At 45.1% G+C, this 17,485-nt stretch carries 16 protein-coding genes and 4 pseudogenes; 10 read left to right on the top strand and 10 right to left on the bottom strand.

Annotated features, from left to right (window positions below; all coding sequences use genetic code 11):
* Positions 1-11 precede the first annotated feature (11 nt).
* A complete protein-coding gene (locus tag P4S59_RS01365; protein ID WP_213913744.1) occupies positions 12-722 on the bottom strand; it encodes a 3-deoxy-D-manno-octulosonic acid kinase in 711 nt (236 codons plus the stop codon).
* An 11-nt stretch (positions 723-733) separates the two neighbouring features.
* Positions 734-1,141 (bottom strand): diacylglycerol kinase, encoded by a 408-nt coding sequence (locus tag P4S59_RS01360; RefSeq protein ID WP_258516104.1) that lies wholly within the window; start codon positions 1,139-1,141, stop codon positions 734-736.
* Positions 1,142-1,248: 107 nt separating this feature from the next.
* Between P4S59_RS01360 and P4S59_RS01355 the strand changes: the two genes are divergently transcribed.
* The 5 genes and pseudogenes from P4S59_RS01355 (at position 1,249) to P4S59_RS01335 (ending at position 5,550) form a co-directional block, all read left to right on the top strand.
* Positions 1,249-2,304, top strand: coding sequence for a glycosyltransferase family 9 protein (locus P4S59_RS01355; protein WP_140367258.1), 1,056 nt, complete (start codon positions 1,249-1,251; stop codon positions 2,302-2,304).
* Positions 2,305-2,339: 35 nt separating this feature from the next.
* A pseudogene (locus P4S59_RS01350) lies at positions 2,340-3,121 on the top strand (glycosyltransferase family 2 protein).
* Position 3,122: 1 nt separating this feature from the next.
* Complete coding sequence (locus P4S59_RS01345; protein WP_140367260.1) at positions 3,123-4,154, top strand: glycosyltransferase family 4 protein; 1,032 nt, start codon at positions 3,123-3,125, stop codon at positions 4,152-4,154.
* Entirely contained in the window at positions 4,151-4,630 is a 480-nt protein-coding gene (gene coaD / locus P4S59_RS01340) for a pantetheine-phosphate adenylyltransferase (RefSeq protein WP_074191918.1), read from the top strand. Before P4S59_RS01345 ends, coaD begins: the two co-directional genes overlap by 4 nt.
* The gene (locus P4S59_RS01335) at positions 4,627-5,550 is read left to right on the top strand and encodes a glycosyl transferase family 90 (protein WP_140367261.1); all 924 of its coding nucleotides are present in this window, start codon (positions 4,627-4,629) and stop codon (positions 5,548-5,550) included. The genes coaD and P4S59_RS01335 overlap by 4 nt, the downstream gene beginning before the upstream one ends.
* A gap of 18 nt (positions 5,551-5,568) precedes the next feature.
* Here P4S59_RS01335 and mutM read toward each other — a convergent pair.
* The 6 genes and pseudogenes from mutM to P4S59_RS01305 all read right to left on the bottom strand — a co-directional run bounded on the left by mutM (position 5,569) and on the right by P4S59_RS01305 (position 10,416).
* Positions 5,569-6,377, bottom strand: a pseudogene (gene mutM / locus P4S59_RS01330) (bifunctional DNA-formamidopyrimidine glycosylase/DNA-(apurinic or apyrimidinic site) lyase).
* A gap of 102 nt (positions 6,378-6,479) precedes the next feature.
* Positions 6,480-6,956, bottom strand: coding sequence for a hypothetical protein (locus P4S59_RS01325; protein ID WP_031777180.1), 477 nt, complete (start codon positions 6,954-6,956; stop codon positions 6,480-6,482).
* Positions 6,957-7,230: 274 nt separating this feature from the next.
* On the bottom strand, positions 7,231-7,401 hold the full coding sequence (rpmG, locus tag P4S59_RS01320; protein WP_004410866.1) for a 50S ribosomal protein L33: 171 nt from the start codon (positions 7,399-7,401) through the stop codon (positions 7,231-7,233).
* 13 nt (positions 7,402-7,414) lie between these two features.
* Complete coding sequence (gene rpmB / locus P4S59_RS01315; protein WP_005384783.1) at positions 7,415-7,651, bottom strand: 50S ribosomal protein L28; 237 nt, start codon at positions 7,649-7,651, stop codon at positions 7,415-7,417.
* 302 nt (positions 7,652-7,953) lie between these two features.
* Positions 7,954-8,628 (bottom strand): RadC family protein, encoded by a 675-nt coding sequence (gene radC / locus P4S59_RS01310; RefSeq protein ID WP_017820707.1) that lies wholly within the window; start codon positions 8,626-8,628, stop codon positions 7,954-7,956.
* Between the two features lie 114 nt (positions 8,629-8,742).
* Positions 8,743-10,416 carry a methyl-accepting chemotaxis protein gene (locus P4S59_RS01305; protein WP_337168625.1) on the bottom strand — a complete coding sequence of 558 codons (1,674 nt, stop codon included), beginning with the start codon at positions 10,414-10,416 and terminating at the stop codon, positions 8,743-8,745.
* Positions 10,417-10,609: 193 nt separating this feature from the next.
* Between P4S59_RS01305 and coaBC the strand changes: the two are divergent.
* The 3 genes and pseudogenes from coaBC to P4S59_RS01290 all read left to right on the top strand — a co-directional run bounded on the left by coaBC (position 10,610) and on the right by P4S59_RS01290 (position 13,527).
* A pseudogene (gene coaBC, locus P4S59_RS01300) lies at positions 10,610-11,808 on the top strand (bifunctional phosphopantothenoylcysteine decarboxylase/phosphopantothenate--cysteine ligase CoaBC).
* 171 nt (positions 11,809-11,979) lie between these two features.
* A complete protein-coding gene (gene slmA, locus P4S59_RS01295) occupies positions 11,980-12,570 on the top strand; it encodes a nucleoid occlusion factor SlmA (protein ID WP_005379386.1) in 591 nt (196 codons plus the stop codon).
* Between the two features lie 6 nt (positions 12,571-12,576).
* On the top strand, positions 12,577-13,527 hold the full coding sequence (locus P4S59_RS01290; protein ID WP_033905948.1) for a Kdo(2)-lipid IV(A) acyltransferase: 951 nt from the start codon (positions 12,577-12,579) through the stop codon (positions 13,525-13,527).
* Between the two features lie 84 nt (positions 13,528-13,611).
* Here P4S59_RS01290 and pyrE read toward each other — a convergent pair whose 3' ends face one another.
* Both pyrE and rph read right to left on the bottom strand, forming a co-directional pair.
* A complete protein-coding gene (gene pyrE, locus P4S59_RS01285) occupies positions 13,612-14,253 on the bottom strand; it encodes an orotate phosphoribosyltransferase (protein WP_026000307.1) in 642 nt (213 codons plus the stop codon).
* A gap of 103 nt (positions 14,254-14,356) precedes the next feature.
* Positions 14,357-15,073: a ribonuclease PH gene (rph, locus tag P4S59_RS01280; protein WP_031780917.1), complete on the bottom strand. Its 717-nt coding sequence runs from the start codon at positions 15,071-15,073 to the stop codon at positions 14,357-14,359.
* 184 nt (positions 15,074-15,257) lie between these two features.
* Here rph and P4S59_RS01275 point away from each other — a divergent pair, with 184 nt between their 5' ends.
* Both P4S59_RS01275 and P4S59_RS01270 read left to right on the top strand, forming a co-directional pair.
* Positions 15,258-16,124 carry a YicC/YloC family endoribonuclease gene (locus tag P4S59_RS01275; protein WP_005384776.1) on the top strand — a complete coding sequence of 289 codons (867 nt, stop codon included), beginning with the start codon at positions 15,258-15,260 and terminating at the stop codon, positions 16,122-16,124.
* 170 nt (positions 16,125-16,294) lie between these two features.
* A pseudogene (locus P4S59_RS01270) lies at positions 16,295-17,481 on the top strand (tyrosine-type recombinase/integrase).
* Positions 17,482-17,485: the final 4 nt, after the last annotated feature.

Genomic DNA, 17,485 nt, shown 5'->3' with positions numbered 1-17,485 from the left:
AGAAAACTCAATTAAGATTGAGAAGCATAACCGTCCTGAAAATGTTCAAAATCGGATTCTTGCCAAATAATCTGTCGCTTTAAACGCTCTTTATTAAATGAACGCAGAAGTCTATTTAGATTTTGATGCTTCCAGTCACCAGAAGTTTCAAAACGACACTTATCAAAATCGATAATCCATACCTTATCTTTGTCGTCGATCAAGATATTGTGGATATTCAAATCGGTATGGTTAACGCCAACCTGATGCATCTTGGCAATTTCTTGCCCTATTTTCTGATACATTTCTACCGATAAAGACTGTTCTTGCAAGATACTAACCAGATCTCTGGCGTTTGGGATTCGCTCACTTAATAAATCGGCTTGATAGAAAAGTCCTGACTTTACGGCTCTTGCTGCAATAGGACGAGGAACGTGCACCCCAGCCTCAATTAGCGCCAACAAAAGCTGAAACTCTTGCGCACAACGGGTGTTATCCCAGCCAGAGAACCAATAATGATCGTTAACTAACTTCCCAAACAAACCGCCACGACGGTAATGACGTAGTGCCGCTTGCATGTTCTCTAGTTGGATAAACCATGTCGTGCCTCGCCCCGTCGCACTGCCAACCACCTTGTCGGAGGACTGCCAGTATTCCGCATCAAATATCGGTTGGCTAGGGTCTGTAATGATCTCGTCATCAAACCATATCACTTGGTTGTTGTTTTTATACTGTTGAATCATACGCTCACCCTCTAGCCTAAATACCGGCTGGCTAATATATACAACCAAGTAAATGCAGCAAACGCCAAAGCAACCATAACGGCAGCAGAGCCTATATCTTTAGCTCGACCACTGAGCTCATGCCGTTCAATACCGATACGATCCACTACCGCCTCAATCGCTGAGTTTACAAGCTCTACAATCAAGACTAATACCACGACCCCGATCATTAAGATACGCTCAACCATGTCGACATCCACTAGCCAAGCCAAAATCACAGCAATACTCAACAGAGCCAACTCTTGTCGAATGGCAGCTTCATGCTTAAAAGCCGCTTTTAATCCTTGGATCGAATAACCCGTCGCTTTAACGATGCGCTTTAGCCCGGTGTTACCCGGCTTGCCAGATTCTTGCGATTGATGTGGTGTTGTCTTTGACATTGCAGAACACTTATCAGTACTTAGCTATATTCGAGCCGTGTATTTTACATTTATTGGGGATGTCTGCATAATTTACCTGCCTCTATTCATCGAATCAGACAATAATTATGTTCACTTCTGCCCCATCGTCACTATGCGTCTTGCGTTTGTCCGCTATCGGAGACGTCTGCAATACTATCGCCACCATTCAAGCTATTCAGAAACACTGGCCTTCGACCCAGATTACTTGGATAACGGGTAAACTTGAAGCCCAGTTATTAGCCGCCATCGATGGTGTAGAAGTGATTGTTTTTGATAAAAAAGCGGGACTTAATGGCTACAAATCACTTTGGCGACAGCTGAAAGGCAGAGAGTTTGATGCGCTATTGCATATGCAGTACGCGATTCGAGCGAGTGTCGCAACGTTGGGCATTAAAGCAAAATACAAACTCGGTTTCTCTTCTGATAGAAGCCAGGACTTTCAAACACTATTTACCAATGTCAAAGTGCCTTCCCCGCAATCTCTGCATGTCGCAGATGGCTTAATGGCCTTTGCCCATCAAATTGGGGTACCAAAGGCAGAACTAGACTGGGTACTTTCTTATTCAGACCGCGACCAAGCTTGGGCAGAGTCTCATATTTCTCGTAGTAAACCTAACCTGTTGATTGTGCCTGGTGCGAGCAAAGCTTATAAAAACTGGAACGCGGAAGGTTATGTGGATGTGATTCATCACGCCAGAGCAAAAGGCTGGAACGTGATTCTGGCAGGCAGCCCTGCTCAGGTAGAATTGGACCTGGCAGAGGCCATTCAATCTCGCTTGGAAGAACCGTGTCTAAATTTAGTTGGACAAAGCTCAATTCTGCAAATGCTTGCGTTAATAGATAAGGTTGAAATGGTCATCGCCCCCGATACCGGACCAGCACACATGGCAAATGCCATGAAAACGCCAATCATCGGGCTCTATGCACACCATAATCCGCTTCGAGTGGGACCTTACCGCTACCTAAAATACGTTGTCTCGGTTTATGAAGAAACGATCTTTGCGGAAACAGGCAAAAACAGTCACGAGTTAAGCTGGCGAACTCGCGCTAAAGATGAAACGGCAATGAACCGCATTACTAACATTCAAGTAATGAGCATGTTCGATCAAGTCTTAGAAGATTTGTATCCTCAATACCAGTAAACTTACTGTCTTGATTTGTTAAGAAGGAAATGACCTTGTCCAAACCAACCTTAGCCGTTGCCTTAATCGTAAAAAATGAAGAGAAGCACTTAAAAGCTTGTCTAGACACTGTGAGAGATTGGGTCGATGAGATTGTCATCCTAGATTCTGGCAGTACGGATAATACTGAATCCATCGCAAGGCAATACACAGATAAGTTTTACTCTAACTTAGACTGGCAGGGGTTCGGCAAACAGCGCCAACTTGCTCAAACTTATATCGAGTCCGATTTCGTTCTTTGGCTAGATGCTGATGAGCGCGTAACTGGCGAACTGCGTCAAGACATACTGAATGCTATCAGTCAGCACAAAGACAAAAACATCTACCAAGTTAATCGTCTAACCACTGCCTTTGCCAAAGAAATTCGTCACTCTGGCTGGTCTCCTGACTGGGTAGTCCGTTTGTATAAAACTTCACAAACTCAATACAACGATGCATTGGTGCACGAAAGCGTGGTCATTCCAAATGGATTTAACATCGTGTCATTGAACGGGCGTCTCAAGCATTTTACCTACGAAAGGCTAGGTGAATATACCCGCAAGACTCAGTTGTATATGCAGTCTTGGGCTGACCAGAGAGAAGGAAAAAAACCGCTTCTCTACTTAGTGCATTTACGCACGGTTTTTTTCGATTCTTTAAAATGTATATCATCAAGCGTGGCTTCTTAGATGGACGACACGGATTTTTGCTAGCCGTGTTAAGCGCAAACACCACTTTTACCCGTTATGCCGATCTGTGGCTGCGTGACTACGTGAAAAAACACAATAAAGAGCAATAATATGAATATTTGCCATGTGAATTTGGCTTCTGGCTACCATGGAGGAGAAAACCAAACCCTTCAACTCATCCAGCAACAAGTCAAATTGGGTTATAACCTTACGGTAGTCGCTAACCCTAAAAGCCCTTTTGCCGATGCCATCCGTAAACTGAACGTTAAGCTAGTGCTGGCGACTCACTTTACCAAGGCACACTCTAAAGCTGTAACTCAAAATTGTTCAATCATTCATGTTCATGAAGGACGCGCAATTTATTGGGCTCTCATTCAGCACATGCTTTATGGTAAGCCTTATATCGTCACGCGCCGTATAGATAACCCTCTAAAGAAAAAGTGGCTGGCAAATTTAGCCTACACGAAAGCGAGTGCTGTAGTTGGCTTAAGCACAGCCATAGTTCAGAGAGTCAAAGACGCTTACCCAACGTCTACCACTTACAAAATACCAAGCTCCCCGGTGGTATACTCTGTAGATAAACAAGCAGTTAAAGCCCTAAGAGAGCGCTTTACGGGTAAGTTTTTGGTGATTCATGCCGCAAACATGCTCAAACATAAAGGCTTCAATGTCACTATCGAAGCGGCAAGGCTACTAAAAGACATTGCGCCCTCTGTTCACATCTGTTTATTGGGCGATGGTCCAGAGCGACAAACGCTTGAAGCACAAGCAGAAGGTCTGACTAACATTAGCTTTGAAGGTAAACAGAACAACATGGGTGATTGGTTTGCAGCGGCAGACTTACAAGTGCACCCATCGTATACCGAAGGGCTTGGTTCTGTCATTTTGGAAGGTATGGGCTCTGGTTTACCTGTTATTGGTACCAACGCAGGAGGCATTCCTGACATCATCGACCACAACTCAAATGGATTACTGGTTGAGCCAGGTAATTCACAAGAACTGGCAGATGCAATAGTAAAGGTTTCCCAAGATGATGAATTGAAGCAACACTTCATCGCTCAGGGGCAAGAGAAATTGAAATTGTTTGATATCAACTACACTGCTAATCAATACGTAGACATTTACGAGACAGTTTTACGATGAAAAAAGTCATATACCCAGGTACTTTCGATCCAATCACAAATGGTCACCTTGATATCATCACTCGTGCCGCAGACATGTTTGATCAAATTGTTATTGGTGTCGCGGCAAGCCCTTCTAAAAATACGCTTTTTAGCCTAGAAGAACGCGTAAAACTGGTTGAAGAATCAACAGCACATTTAAGTAATGTATCGACAGCCGGTTTTAGTGGTCTACTTGTTGATTTTGCCAGAGAGCAAGAAGCAAACGTATTGGTACGCGGCCTGAGAACAACGGTAGACTTTGAATACGAGTTCGGCCTTACCAGCATGTATCGCAAACTGTTGCCAGGCATGGAAAGCGTGTTCCTTACTCCAGCCGACGAATACGCCTTCCTTTCTTCCACTATTGTTCGTGAAGTTGCCATTCATGGTGGAGATGTGAAGCAATTTGTACCTGAATGTGTTTATATCGCTATCAATACAAAGGTAGCACAATGAGTTTCAGGAAATTTAAGTATTACGCTTCAAATGGTCTGCAAGTCTTAGTACCTAACTCCATTAGAAGTAAATCAGCTCGTCGTCTTATCGATAAATACCCGATGGATTCCTATATCCAAGAGCGAGTAGACTACTACAACAAGGTTAACGAGTCATTTGAACTTCCTGAAAACGAGTCGACACGTGTTGGCGGCTACAAAAAGACAGGCGGTACAACATACTACTTCGACCTACACAAAGTAGTTAAGTCCTTCCCAGCTCAATACTTTTTCCAGTTTTTGAACGGTGATATTCGTTATGTACCAGAATACCCATCCTTTCTTAAAAGTCGACCGATTGGGGAAGACAATCAAAACTCCGTCTTACTAAAGTTAAATGAGATTCGTCACTTCCAGTTTGTTACTGATAAACTGTCATTTAGAAGCAAGAAAAACATGGCGGCTTGGCGTGGTGTTGGATACCAGCCACACCGTAAAAAAGTGATTGAGCAGTTCTATAACCACCCTCAATGTAACATTGGTCAGACACAGCCAGTCAACGGCGATCCTTGGGAAAAAGGATTTATGTCGATTGAAGAACAGCTTAATTACAAGTTTTTGCTCGCAATCGAAGGCAATGATGTTGCGACTAACCTCAAGTGGGCGATGTCTTCAAACTCACTGGTAATAATGTCCAAGCCTAGGTATGAGACTTGGTTTATGGAAGGCCGCTTGCAAGCAGGTGTTCACTATGTAGAGGTGAAAGCCGATTACTCTGATTTGATAGAGAAAATGGAATACTACATCGCTCATCCTGAAGAGGCAGAAGCCATCATCCATAATGCGCACGAATGGGTAGAACAGTTTAAAAACCCTCAGCGAGAAAAATTAATCTCTCTATTAGTGGCAAAGAAGTACTTTGAAAAATCAGGGCAAATGTAATTTGCCCTAATCCATATTTCACTTCTGACACTCACCACAAAAGAAGGTATTACGCTGCCCTATTTTTAGCTCTTGAAGTCGTTCGCCGCATTCTGGGCATGGCTCTCCGGCTTTTCCGTAAACTAATAACTCTTGTGCGAAGTAACCCGGCTTTCCATCGGCTTGCGCAAAGTCTTTCAGCGTAGTCCCACCTTGCGTAATGGCAATCTCAAGTGTCATTTTGATATTTTCAACAAGTACCCCCACTCTTGAGAAGTAAGCTTACCTGCGGGCCTTGAAGGGTGAATTCGAGATTTAAACAACGACTCATTCGCGTAGATATTTCCGACACCAACTACGACTTTGTTGTCCATGATGAACTGCTTGACGGCGACACGCTTATTTTTAGCTTTCTCCGCTACATATTCCGCATTGAACTCTTCAGTTAAAGGCTCAGGCCCCATGTTTGCTAGCACAGCATGTGACTCGCCAGGAGCACACCACAGCCATGCCCCAAAACGACGCGGATCGTTATAGCGCAGTATTTTTCCACTGCTTAGTTTGAGATCCACATGATCGTGCTTTGCTGGCGGAAAGTCGGCGTCTAGAACACGTAAAGACCCCGACATGCCCAAGTGAACAATGGCTGTACCGGTGTTTGTCTCGATCAGTAAGTATTTCGCACGACGGCTAATCGCACGGATCACCTGCCCTTCCAATTTTTTAAGCTCTGTAGGAATATCCCAGCGCAATTTAGGCGTTCGAAAAGTAAACGACTGGATCGTTTGTCCAACCATGTGGGGGCTAATTCCCATACGACTGACTTCAACTTCTGGCAACTCAGGCATTAGATTCTCCAATTCACCGGCTAATAGTTCTCGCTGCTAGCATAATCGAAAAGAAAAACGATAAATAGGGAAGCTTATTAGGGGTATAGGCGCAAAAAGGCTCTACTCTGGCATAAGGTAGTTTTCATCGACGGAGATAGCGACCCATTTGTCTTGCCAGGTTTTAAATAGCCAAAAATCAGGTAAACGAAAGAAAGTCACCCGCTGCGGCTCTTCGAGATCCTGATACCAAACTTCTACCGTTTCAGGTACCGTCAGGTTAGGTTTTAAATGATCGTACTGTTCTGAGGTGAGCTCGGTCCCTTCCAATGATTGCCAGCGTGATACAAGTTCACTGATCGGTGCATCAACTTTGATGTTGGATTGCCATCGTCCATCATGCAGTTCAAACTCCCAGCCACTATAGTACAAAGACTCCACCGTATAGTCGGAGCGAAGTACATTTGGGTAAGGGTCTGCTTGGTCTGTTAATAGGTAAGTTTTGATCCACATCGGAGCATTTAAGATCACTATAAACGCGATAATGCCCAGAATAAGAATATTGTTCCATCGGCGGCGACGAGCCGGACTCACACGCATAACCATCTCTACTCTCTTATCGTTATGAGTAAACTACCAAAGAGTATTGAGCTTGACTAGAACAACGGTGTGCAAGTGTGTAGGGAAGTGGTAACGAAGCGGCAGAGAGCGATCAATCAAAAATTCGAGTATAGAGTCGGACCAGTAGAATAACTTCAGCAGTGCCTTATAACCCGATGACGTACTGAACCTTTTCTTCAGCACTTTTATTCACGTAATAAAAAACCCAACTCGAAAGTTGGGTTTTTCAATTCATCAAAGAGACTGAAACCAATTATTTGATTTTTGCTTCTTTGTACATAACGTGCTGGCGAACTACTGGATCAAACTTTTTGATCTCAAATTTGCCTGGCATGTTACGCTTGTTCTTATCAGTTGTGTAGAAGTGGCCTGTACCTGCAGAAGATACTAGACGGATTTTCTCACGAACGCCTTTCTTTGCCATTGCTTATTTCCTCTTAAACGTTTTCGCCACGTGCACGCATGTCTGCAAGAACAGTATCAATACCTTTCTTGTCGATGATGCGCATACCTTTAGCAGATAGACGTAGTTTAACAAAACGTTTTTCGCTCTCTACCCAGAAACGATGAGTTTGTAGGTTCGGCAGAAAACGACGCTTAGTAGCATTTCGTGCGTGTGAACGGTTGTTACCCGTTACTGGACGCTTACCAGTTACTTGGCATACTCGTGACATGAATGTCTTCTCCAAAATCGTTTCAGCTCGATATCAACCTTGGTGGCCGAACCTCTCTATCTCTCGAAAAGAAGTTAGAGGTTAAGAACCGCTATGGAAAATCCATACAAGGCTATCAAAGGTCGCGCATTATACTAACTTGATATGCATTGCTCAAGACCCGAACAGATCCTTTTTACAGGTTTTCGTGATCTTTTTTTAGACAGCAGATTTTTTTAGCAGTCCAAGCTGAATTCAGTTAAAAATTTAGTGGCGTGGATGATAGCAGATTTTTAGCAACTAACAACCTAAAAAACGCACAGTTATATCCAGCCTCTTTCAGCAAAAGAGACACTTTCCCCATCTCCGATGACGAAATGGTCCAAAATACGAATATCCACCAATGCTAATGCGTCGATGAGACGCCTTGTAATCCTTCTGTCAGCTTGGCTCGGCTCAGCGACGCCTGAAGGATGATTGTGCGCCAAAATCAAAGCCGCCGCGTTATGATGCAGAGCACGCTTGACGACTTCTCTCGGATACACCGACGCTGCATCCAACGTTCCTTCAAATAAAATTTCATCTTTTATCACTCGGTGCTGGTTATCGAGAAAAAGAATATAAAAAGCCTCTCTTTGCCGATCCCTTAAAATAGAAGACAGATATAACTTAGTTTGGTCGGGGCTGGTTAAGGCATCACCACGCTTTAGCGTCTCCGCCAAGTAACGTTGTGTCATTTCTAGTACCGCTTGCAACTGAACATACTTGGCTTGCCCCAATCCTTTGTGACGACAAAACTCTTCTTCTGATGCTGAAAATAGTTGTCTGAGCGAACCAAAGTCTTGAATAAGGAAGTCTGCAAGCTCAATCACGTTCATTCCGCGGGTGCCTGTGCGCAAGAAGATGGCCAGCAGTTCAGCATCGGTCAAAGCTTGCGGCCCTCGTTGCAGTAGCTTCTCTCTGGGCATGGACTCATTTGGCAAAGCTTTCAGTATCATCTGATGTCTCTTTATATGGAAAGTGTCCCTATTCCACAAAACAAAAAGCGAAAGTCGAGTATGACTTTCGCTTTCTTCGTACTATCAGTGTTTTCCATGCAACTTAACAGTTCATCAGAGTTTAAAGTTGCCAACCAAGCCGTGAATTTCTGTTCCAGACTGTGATAGCTGCGTGCTGGTTGACTCGGCATGCTGCAACGTCTCATTAATGTTGTTCACGATCTGTTGAATAGACACTAAGTTTTGGTTGATGTCTTCTGCAACCGCGCTTTGTTCTTCTGCGGCAGACGCGGTTTGAATACCCATATCTCGAATTGTTCCGATAGAATGATGAACACCAGAAAGAGATTGCTGAATGAGCGCGGACTCTTCCGCCGTTTTTAAACCTCGTTTTTGGCTCACCGACATCGTACTGACCGCTCTTGATACACCATTTTGTAGCTGCTTGAGCATGTCGCCAATTTCATGAGTACTATTTTGTGTACGACTGGCTAACGAGCGCACTTCATCCGCAACGACGGCAAACCCTCGACCTTGCTCACCGGCTCTAGCCGCTTCAATCGCCGCATTTAGGGCCAACAAATTCGTTTGCTCGGCTATCTCGCCAATCACATCCAGCACTTTGGTTATTTTTTCGGTCTGTAAACTTAACTCAGAAATTGCATCTGACGTGCTGTCTATCTCCGTCACGAGTTCGGTAATGCCTTCTATTGCTTGCTCGACCTCATGCTGAGCGGCGGTGACTTGACTGTTGGCATCGTCAATTGCCTGCGCGGTCGCATTAGTATTGCTGGCTACTTCTTTGGCAGTCATGCTCATTTGCGTCACTGCCGTCACGACTTTGTCCGTCTCTAAACAGTGATCCTGCATTTGACCGCTCGCTTGGCTGGTCTGAGTGTTCAGGCTTTGGGAAACGGTCTGTACTGTCGTCGCAGAGCGATGAATGTCCTGCATCAGTGGGTGCAGCTTATCCATAAACTCATTAAACGCGGCCGCCACTTCACCGACTTCATCCTGACTTTCGACTTTTAAACGAGCCGTTAAGTCACCGCCGCCTGCGGCAACATCTTTTAATGAAGCCGCGACATGTTGTAATGGCTGAATACCTTTAGACACCACGATACTGGTGAGAACACTGGTAATGATCAATCCAATAGCGGAAATCAACACGGCAGATAATGTATGCTCTTTTAGCTCTTGAGTCTTTAACTCTCTGTGCATCGCAACTTGCTGGTCGATGTCATCAATATAAACGCCAGTACCTAAAACCCAGTCCCATTTCGATAGATATTCTGCATAGCCCAACTTAGGCGCTTGTGCGTCAATGGTCGGTTTGTGCCACGAGAAATAGAGGAACCCATCCCCTTTTTGAGAAGCGTCAATCAAGCCCGCAATAACTGCGACCCCATTTTCATCTTTTAAGTCGTAAAGGTTTTTACCCTCTAATGCAGGTTTGATAGCGTGCAACGTATTCACACCTTGAGAGTCGTAGGCAAAAAAGTAACCATCGCTTTCAAAGCGCATGGCTTTCAGAATTTCTTTTGCTGCCTCTTTATTACTTCCATTTACATCCGTGTCGTATAACGGTTTTATCGCCGTCACGCCCATCATCATATAGGCTTGTAACTCTTTCTTTTTCGTTTCGATGAGCTCTTGCCTGTCTCTTGCCAGCTCCGCCTCCAAACTTTTACTGCTGTTGATGTAATACACCACTGAGATCAATGTAGTGATCAACAACAGCGGAATTAGGGTTATCAGCAGCAATTTGTTTCGACTTTTCAACACCATGGTTTCCACTACCTCTTTTTCTTTTCAGACTTGCAAACTCCGCGCAACTTGTCTGTGAGGTAGGCGAGAATTTTCCCTTCCTCGGTCAGATTAATACTCTGGAGTTTGATGTGAATTATCTTCTCGTTATATATGCTCGGGCGGTCAGACTTTGAATTGTGTTAAAATCCGGTCATCAAATTGGAGATCTCACATGCAAACACTAGCAGGAAAGAAAATTCTACTCGGCATCAGTGGCGGTATTGCCGCGTATAAATGTGCGGAGCTAACCCGTCGCCTCATAGAGAGAGGAGCGCAAGTTCAAGTTGTAATGACGAAAGCCGCAAAAGAGTTCATTACCCCTTTAACCATGCAAGCCGTTTCGGGCCGTCCTGTCTCGGACAGTTTACTAGACCCAGCAGCGGAAGCCTCTATGGGCCATATTGAATTGGCCAAATGGGCAGATTTAGTGCTATTAGCGCCAGCGACCGCGGACTTAATCGCGCGCATGTCCGCAGGCATGGGGAACGATTTACTTACCACGCTCGTGCTCGCGACGGATTCCCCTGTTGCTGTTTCTCCTGCGATGAATCAACAGATGTATCGCAATATCGCAACCCAAGAGAACATCGCTACGTTAGCGCGTCGTGGTATGCACATCTGGGCCCTGCGGCAGGAGAGCAAGCCTGTGGTGATGTAGGACCAGGTCGAATGCTGGAACCAATGCAGCTAGTACATCTATGTGAACAGTTCTTTCAACCAAAATTGCTAGAAGGTAAGTCGATACTCATTACCGCCGGACCAACTCGCGAAGCGATTGATCCAGTGCGTTACATTACTAACCATAGCTCCGGGAAAATGGGCTATGCATTGGCGAGCGCCGCAGCGCAGATGGGAGCAAAAGTCACCCTCGTGAGCGGTCCTGTCAGTTTAAATACGCCCGTAGGTGTTGAGCGCATTAATGTTTCCAGTGCACAAGAGATGCACGAAGCCGTTATGACACATGCAAACAGGCATGATGCGTTTATTAGCTGCGCTGCCGTTGCCGACTACCGCCCACAAACGATCGCGTCTCAAAAGTTGAAAAAGACAGAAGACAACGACGAAATGGTCATTAATATGGTTAAAAATCCTGATATTGTTGCATCTGTGGCAGCAATGACGGAGAAGCGTCCGTTTACCGTCGGTTTTGCGGCTGAAACCAATGATGTAGAGACCTATGCTCGAGGCAAGTTAACAAAGAAAAACCTCGATATGATCTGTGCAAACGACGTTTCGGTTGCAGGGCAAGGATTTAACAGCAACGACAACGCAATTACCCTTTACTGGCCTGAAGGTGAACTTGCGCTCGCTTTAGAATCAAAAGAAGCATTGAGCTTTAAAATTCTCGAAAAAATGCATCAATTGATGTAACTAACGTTTGAAAACCCTGCCAATTTTTTACAAAAGCTGGCATAAATTTGGTACAAAAATGACAACTAAGGGTGTTAAATCTCCCATTCCACCCTTAGTGGTCTAGTTTGAGGCGAAATAGCGTCTTATAATCCCCTCCGCTCAACTTTGTATTTTGAAAGGAAGTAACTAATGGCCGGCAGTAAAAAATCCAACCGTCGTGAAGAGATCTTACAAGCATTGGCAGAAATGCTTGAATCAACAGATGGCGCTTCACGCATTACTACGGCAAAACTGGCCAAGCAAGTCGGCGTTTCAGAAGCCGCGCTGTATCGTCATTTCCCAAGTAAAGCGCGCATGTTCGAAGGGTTGATTGAGTTCATTGAAGAAGCCTTGATGACACGTATCAACCGTATTCTAGACGACGAAAAAGATACACTAGAGCGTATTCGTATGGTGATGCACCTTATTTTGGCGTTCTCTGAACGTAACCCAGGTCTGACACGCATTTTGTCGGGTCATGCTCTAATGTTTGAAAATGAACGCCTACGTGAACGCATCAATCAACTCTTTGAGCGTATAGAAACACAATTGCGCCAAATCCTGCGTGAACGTAAGATTCGTGAAGGGAAGTCTTTCCCTGTCGAAGAGCGCATCCTAGCCGCGCAAATTCTGGGACAAGTTGAGGGGAGCCTAAACCGCTTTGTGCGTAGCGACTTTAAATACCAGCCGACTGCAAACTTTGACGAGTACTGGGCGCTTTTGAGTGCACAAATAAAGTAAAAGACTATGAGTAAGGACAAATACACGCAGCCCGAGTTTTCTCTTTCACTTCTTCACCCTCGTAACTGGGGCGTATGGCTTGGTTTTGGTCTGTTGGCCATCCTCGTCAATATTCTTCCTTATCGGCTGCTGCTTTCATTAGGTCGTTCACTCGGCAAACTTGGCATGCGCTACGGTAAAAAGCGTGTCCACGTTGCTCAGCGTAACTTAGAATTGGCCTTTCCAGACAAAACACCTGAAGAGATTCAACACATTGTTGAAGAGAACTTCAAAAATACCGGTATGGCACTGATAGAAACCGGAATCACTTGGTTCTGGCCGACTTGGCGCTTTAAAAACCTGATCGTCGAGAAAGATCTCGGCGCACTGCGTGAAAAAGCCAAAGAAGGTAAAGGCGTCCTACTTTGTTGTGTCCATGCTCTAAATCTAGAGATCACTGCGCGTGCTTTCGCCGTGTTAGGCGTGGCCGGGTACGGCGCGTTTCGTCCGCATAATAATCCTGCTTATAACTTTATCCAGTATTGGGGACGAACACATAACGGCAATAAACTGATTGATCGTAAAGATGTAAAAAAGATGATTCGTGTATTACGCAGTGGTGAGCGTCTGTTCTATTTACCGGATCACGATTACGGTCGCAAAAAATCAGTATTTGTGCCCTTCTTTGCCGTAGACGATGCGTGTACAACAACAGGCACGAGCATTCTGGCGTATACCTCAAAATGTGCGATCATCCCAGGCTCAGGGTTTCGCAATGACGAAGGAAAATACGACATCATCGCCGATAAGTGCATTGAAGCCGACTATCCACAAAAAGACGAAGTCGCCGCTGCCGCTTATATGAACAAGTATGTGGAAGAAGTCATTCTACGCGCTCCAGAGCAATGGATGTGGCTCCATAAACGCTACAAAACCATGCAAGATGAGCATGTCGAGAAAGGCATTCGCTATAAGTAAGTGGTCAAGGCGATAAATCCAAAAACAAAAAAGGGCAGATGAATATCCATCTGCCCTTTTTACTTTTTCAGAAAAAGTAACCAATTAAATGCCGTATTCTGCGCGGTACGCTTTGACTGCTTCTAGATGCTCTTTGTCTGTGCCTTTCTCTTCAAGGAAAGTCACAAGGTCAGTCAAGCTAACGATCGAGATGATTGCACAACCAAAGTCACGCTCCACTTCTTGAATCGCAGACAACTCACCTTTGCCTTTTTCTTGGCGGTCAATCGCAACCAACACACCAGCAAGGTCTGCGCCATTTGCTTGAATGATTTCCATCGATTCACGAATCGCAGTACCTGCTGTGATTACGTCATCTACTAGCATGATACGACCTTCAAGCGCAGAGCCTACAAGGTTACCGCCTTCGCCGTGATCTTTCGCTTCTTTACGGTTGAAGCAGTAAGGCGTGTCGACGTCATGATGATCCGCCAGCGCGACTGCTGTTGTCGTCGCGATTGGGATACCTTTGTACGCCGGGCCAAACAGCACATCAAACTCAATGCCAGAATCAGCGAGCGCTGCTGCGTAAAAACGACCAAGACGCGCTAGGTCACGACCAGTATTGAAAAGACCAGCGTTAAAGAAGTACGGGCTTTTACGGCCAGATTTCAAAGTAAACTCACCAAACTTAAGAACTTCTTTCTCAAGTGCAAACTCAATAAATTCACGCTGGTATGCTTTCATTATTTTCTCTCTATGTCCTTGGTTCTTGTGTCTCTTCTCGACAATCATTCATTTCTCTATTGTCGAGATAAAAAAATAGCCCCCATAATGGGAGCTATTTAAATCAATTGGCTAACGCCGCCTTCTGCGCTGCGACAATTTCCGTAATGCCGACTTTCGCCGACTCGAGCAATGCCATCAGCTGTTCGTGACTGAACGGTTCACCTTCTGCGGTGCCCTGAATTTCAATCATCTTGCCTTCTTCGGTCATTACTACGTTCATGTCTGTGTCTGCCGCTGAATCTTCAACGTATTCAAGATCACACAATACTTCGTCGCCTAGTAAGCCGACAGAAACTGCCGCTACGTGGCCTTTCATTGGGTTTGCTTTTAGCTTGCCGCTATCTACTAGGTGTTGGAACGCATCGGCCATTGCAACACTTGCGCCGCTGATAGATGCAGTACGCGTACCACCGTCTGCTTGGATAACGTCACAGTCAACGGTGATCATGAACTCACCCATGGCTTTTAGATCGACAACAGCACGTAGGCTTCGCGCGATAAGACGCTGAATTTCCATCGTACGGCCGCCTTGTTTGCCACTTGCCGCTTCACGACGAGTACGAGAATGTGTTGCTCGAGGTAGCATGCCGTATTCAGCTGTAACCCAGCCTTTACCTTGACCTTTTAGCCAACGTGGCACAGATTCTTCGACGGTCGCATTACACAACACTTTGGTGTTACCGAACTCAACTAGCACTGACCCTTCAGCGTAAGCTGTGTAGTTACGAGTAATTTTGATAGGGCGAACTTGATCCGCCTTGCGATCGTTTGGACGCATGGGCATCTACCTTAAATATGAGGAGAAGACGATTTGGTTGGGCGAAGATTATAACGGAATCGATTCCGGATTCATAGGTTACGCATCTGGCACAACATAAACAATCCATGCATCCCGCGCACCTATCGACGCAGCGTGATACACTCTTGAAGTAATTTTCAAAAAATGAAGACAGGAAAATTCGATGATTTACAGTATGACAGCGTATGCACGCAAAGAAGTAAAAGGCGATTGGGGTTCTGCGGTATGGGAAATCCGCAGCGTGAACCAGCGTTATTTAGAAACATACTTCCGCATGCCAGAACAATTTCGCGGATTAGAGCCCGTTTTACGCGAGCGTTTTCGTAAGCGCTTAGCGCGAGGAAAAGTAGAATGTAATCTACGTTTTGAAGCAAACCCTGCCGCAAAAGGTGAGCTTAGCATCAATGAAGCGCTTGCTAGCCAGGTAATTAAAGCCGCTGAACAAGTCATGCACATGACTGGTGAACTGAGCCGAATCAATCCATTTCAAGTCATGCAGTGGCCGGGGGTAATGGAAACGCCAGAGCAAGACATGGATGCGGTAAATAAAGTGCTACTAGAAGCGTTTGATGGCGCAATGGATGAATTTATTGAAGCGCGCGCTCGTGAAGGCGAGAACATGAAGGCGCTGATTGAGCAACGCCTAGAAGCGATCACATCAGAAGTTGTGAAAGTGCGCGCACGCATGCCAGAAATACTAGAGTGGCAACGTGAGCGTCTGTTCTCTAAATTTGAAGATGCGAAAGTAGAGCTAGACCCATCTCGCGTTGAGCAAGAGCTTATCCTTCTGGCACAGAAATCAGACGTAGCAGAAGAGCTAGACCGTCTTGATTCTCACGTAAAAGAAACCACGAACATTCTGAAAAAAGGTGGCGCAGTGGGTCGTCGTCTAGATTTCATGATGCAAGAGTTCAACCGTGAATCGAACACGCTAGCGTCGAAATCCATCAGCACCGACATCACCGCATCGGGCGTTGAACTGAAAGTTCTAATTGAACAGATGCGTGAGCAGATCCAAAACATTGAATAATTTCCACACGCTTCCGTATTGTTATTTAAAGCAATAAGTATCAAAAACTTAACTATAATAAGATTCCATACAGGCCCATAGAGAACCACCTTTAACCACCACCAAATGGTGGTTAAAGTGGTGGGTAAAGTAAGGTTCTGCCGATTTAATGGGTGTGGAGTTAGGTTAGGATGTCTCAGTTAACAGTTAAGAAAGTGGAAGCATTAATTAAAACTAGTGGGATAAAACAAAGCGCTATGGTGATGGTAGTGGTTTGTATTTGGTTGTTCCCCATTCTGGCTATCCTAGCTGGATGCTACGTTTCACATCTAACAAAAAGCGCCGCGAAATGACACTCGGCAAAGTCAGTGACATATCTTTGCGTGACGCCCGACTCCTAGCTGCCGAAAAAATGAAACAAGTCTGTGAAGGGTTTTATCCGCTCATACAACGCAAGCGCGCAGAGCAAGAAAAAATAAAAACCGTTAACGACTTATTTTCAGACTGGTACCCATCCCAAGAAAAACGTTTAAAGCACCCTAACATTCCGAAACGTGTCTTCTTAAAAGATATTGCCCCTCATATCGGCGATATCCCTCTCGAGCAAGTCAACGCTCGTGATATTCGTACCACTATTAATGCCATCACTGCTGCTGGAAAACCCGCAATTACGAATGACGCTCTTAACTATTGTAAACAACTGTTCAACCATGGAATGAAGCTCGACGTCATGCAAGGTAACCCTGCTTCTGCATTTACGGTTCGGGATGCTGGCGGTGTGGAAAAGAGCAGAGATAGAGCCTTAACTACCGAAGAACTCAAGCAGTTTTTTAATACCGCTAAACAAAACCCGATGAGCTTTACCCGTGACAACTATTTAGCATGCGCCTTACTAGTGTGCTTAGGTGTGCGTAAATCCGAGCTGTGCGAAGCCAGATGGGAAGAGTTTGATTTAGAAAAAGCAGTGTGGGAACTCCCAAAAGAACGCAGCAAAACCAATGTCGCTCTTACTATCCCTTTAGCGACAACAGTATTAGAGTGGCTTGAAGAACTGAAAGTGAGAAGCTTAGGCTCTGAGTATGTATTCCCTAGTCGCCGATCCAGTAAAAATCCACATATGGGGCCAGATACGCTTAATCGTGCGATTACCAAACTATTCGGGCATGAACCAGGTAAAAAGAAACAGCCGCCGAATCTTATGGGGGATATGCCGCACTTTATTGGCACAACAAGGCCCCCCGGCCATGTGGCCGAAAGGTGCTTGAATCACAAGTTAAAAGGTGTTGAAGGGATTTATGACCGACATGATTATTTCGAAGAGCGGAGAGAGGCGTTAAATATGCTAGCCCTGCACATTTCTGAATTTGCAGATCTTTAAACGA

It is taken from the genome of Vibrio sp. M60_M70 (genome assembly GCF_037162085.1).
GTDB classification, from domain to species: Bacteria; Pseudomonadota; Gammaproteobacteria; order Enterobacterales; family Vibrionaceae; genus Vibrio; species Vibrio diabolicus.
Note: the sequence above shows the minus strand (reverse complement) of the source record. Positions and strands in the feature narration are given on the sequence as shown.

Bases quoted from the DNA above. Each gene is read 5' to 3' on its own strand.
- slmA (WP_005379386.1), top strand. From the start codon at position 11,980: ATGGCCGGCAGTAAAAAATCCAACCGTCGTGAAGAGATCTTACAAGCA.
- P4S59_RS01335 (WP_140367261.1), top strand. From the start codon at position 4,627: ATGAGTTTCAGGAAATTTAAGTATTACGCTTCAAATGGTCTGCAAGTC.
- rpmB (WP_005384783.1), bottom strand. From the start codon at position 7,651: ATGTCACGAGTATGCCAAGTAACTGGTAAGCGTCCAGTAACGGGTAAC.
- P4S59_RS01355 (WP_140367258.1), top strand. From the start codon at position 1,249: ATGTTCACTTCTGCCCCATCGTCACTATGCGTCTTGCGTTTGTCCGCT.
- pyrE (WP_026000307.1), bottom strand. From the start codon at position 14,253: ATGAAAGCATACCAGCGTGAATTTATTGAGTTTGCACTTGAGAAAGAA.
- coaD (WP_074191918.1), top strand. From the start codon at position 4,151: ATGAAAAAAGTCATATACCCAGGTACTTTCGATCCAATCACAAATGGT.
- P4S59_RS01345 (WP_140367260.1), top strand. From the start codon at position 3,123: ATGAATATTTGCCATGTGAATTTGGCTTCTGGCTACCATGGAGGAGAA.
- rph (WP_031780917.1), bottom strand. From the start codon at position 15,073: ATGCGTCCAAACGATCGCAAGGCGGATCAAGTTCGCCCTATCAAAATT.
- P4S59_RS01305 (WP_337168625.1), bottom strand. From the start codon at position 10,416: ATGGTGTTGAAAAGTCGAAACAAATTGCTGCTGATAACCCTAATTCCG.
- P4S59_RS01360 (WP_258516104.1), bottom strand. From the start codon at position 1,141: ATGTCAAAGACAACACCACATCAATCGCAAGAATCTGGCAAGCCGGGT.
- P4S59_RS01275 (WP_005384776.1), top strand. From the start codon at position 15,258: ATGATTTACAGTATGACAGCGTATGCACGCAAAGAAGTAAAAGGCGAT.
- radC (WP_017820707.1), bottom strand. From the start codon at position 8,628: ATGATACTGAAAGCTTTGCCAAATGAGTCCATGCCCAGAGAGAAGCTA.
- rpmG (WP_004410866.1), bottom strand. From the start codon at position 7,401: ATGGCAAAGAAAGGCGTTCGTGAGAAAATCCGTCTAGTATCTTCTGCA.
- P4S59_RS01290 (WP_033905948.1), top strand. From the start codon at position 12,577: ATGAGTAAGGACAAATACACGCAGCCCGAGTTTTCTCTTTCACTTCTT.
- P4S59_RS01325 (WP_031777180.1), bottom strand. From the start codon at position 6,956: ATGCGTGTGAGTCCGGCTCGTCGCCGCCGATGGAACAATATTCTTATT.
- P4S59_RS01365 (WP_213913744.1), bottom strand. From the start codon at position 722: ATGATTCAACAGTATAAAAACAACAACCAAGTGATATGGTTTGATGAC.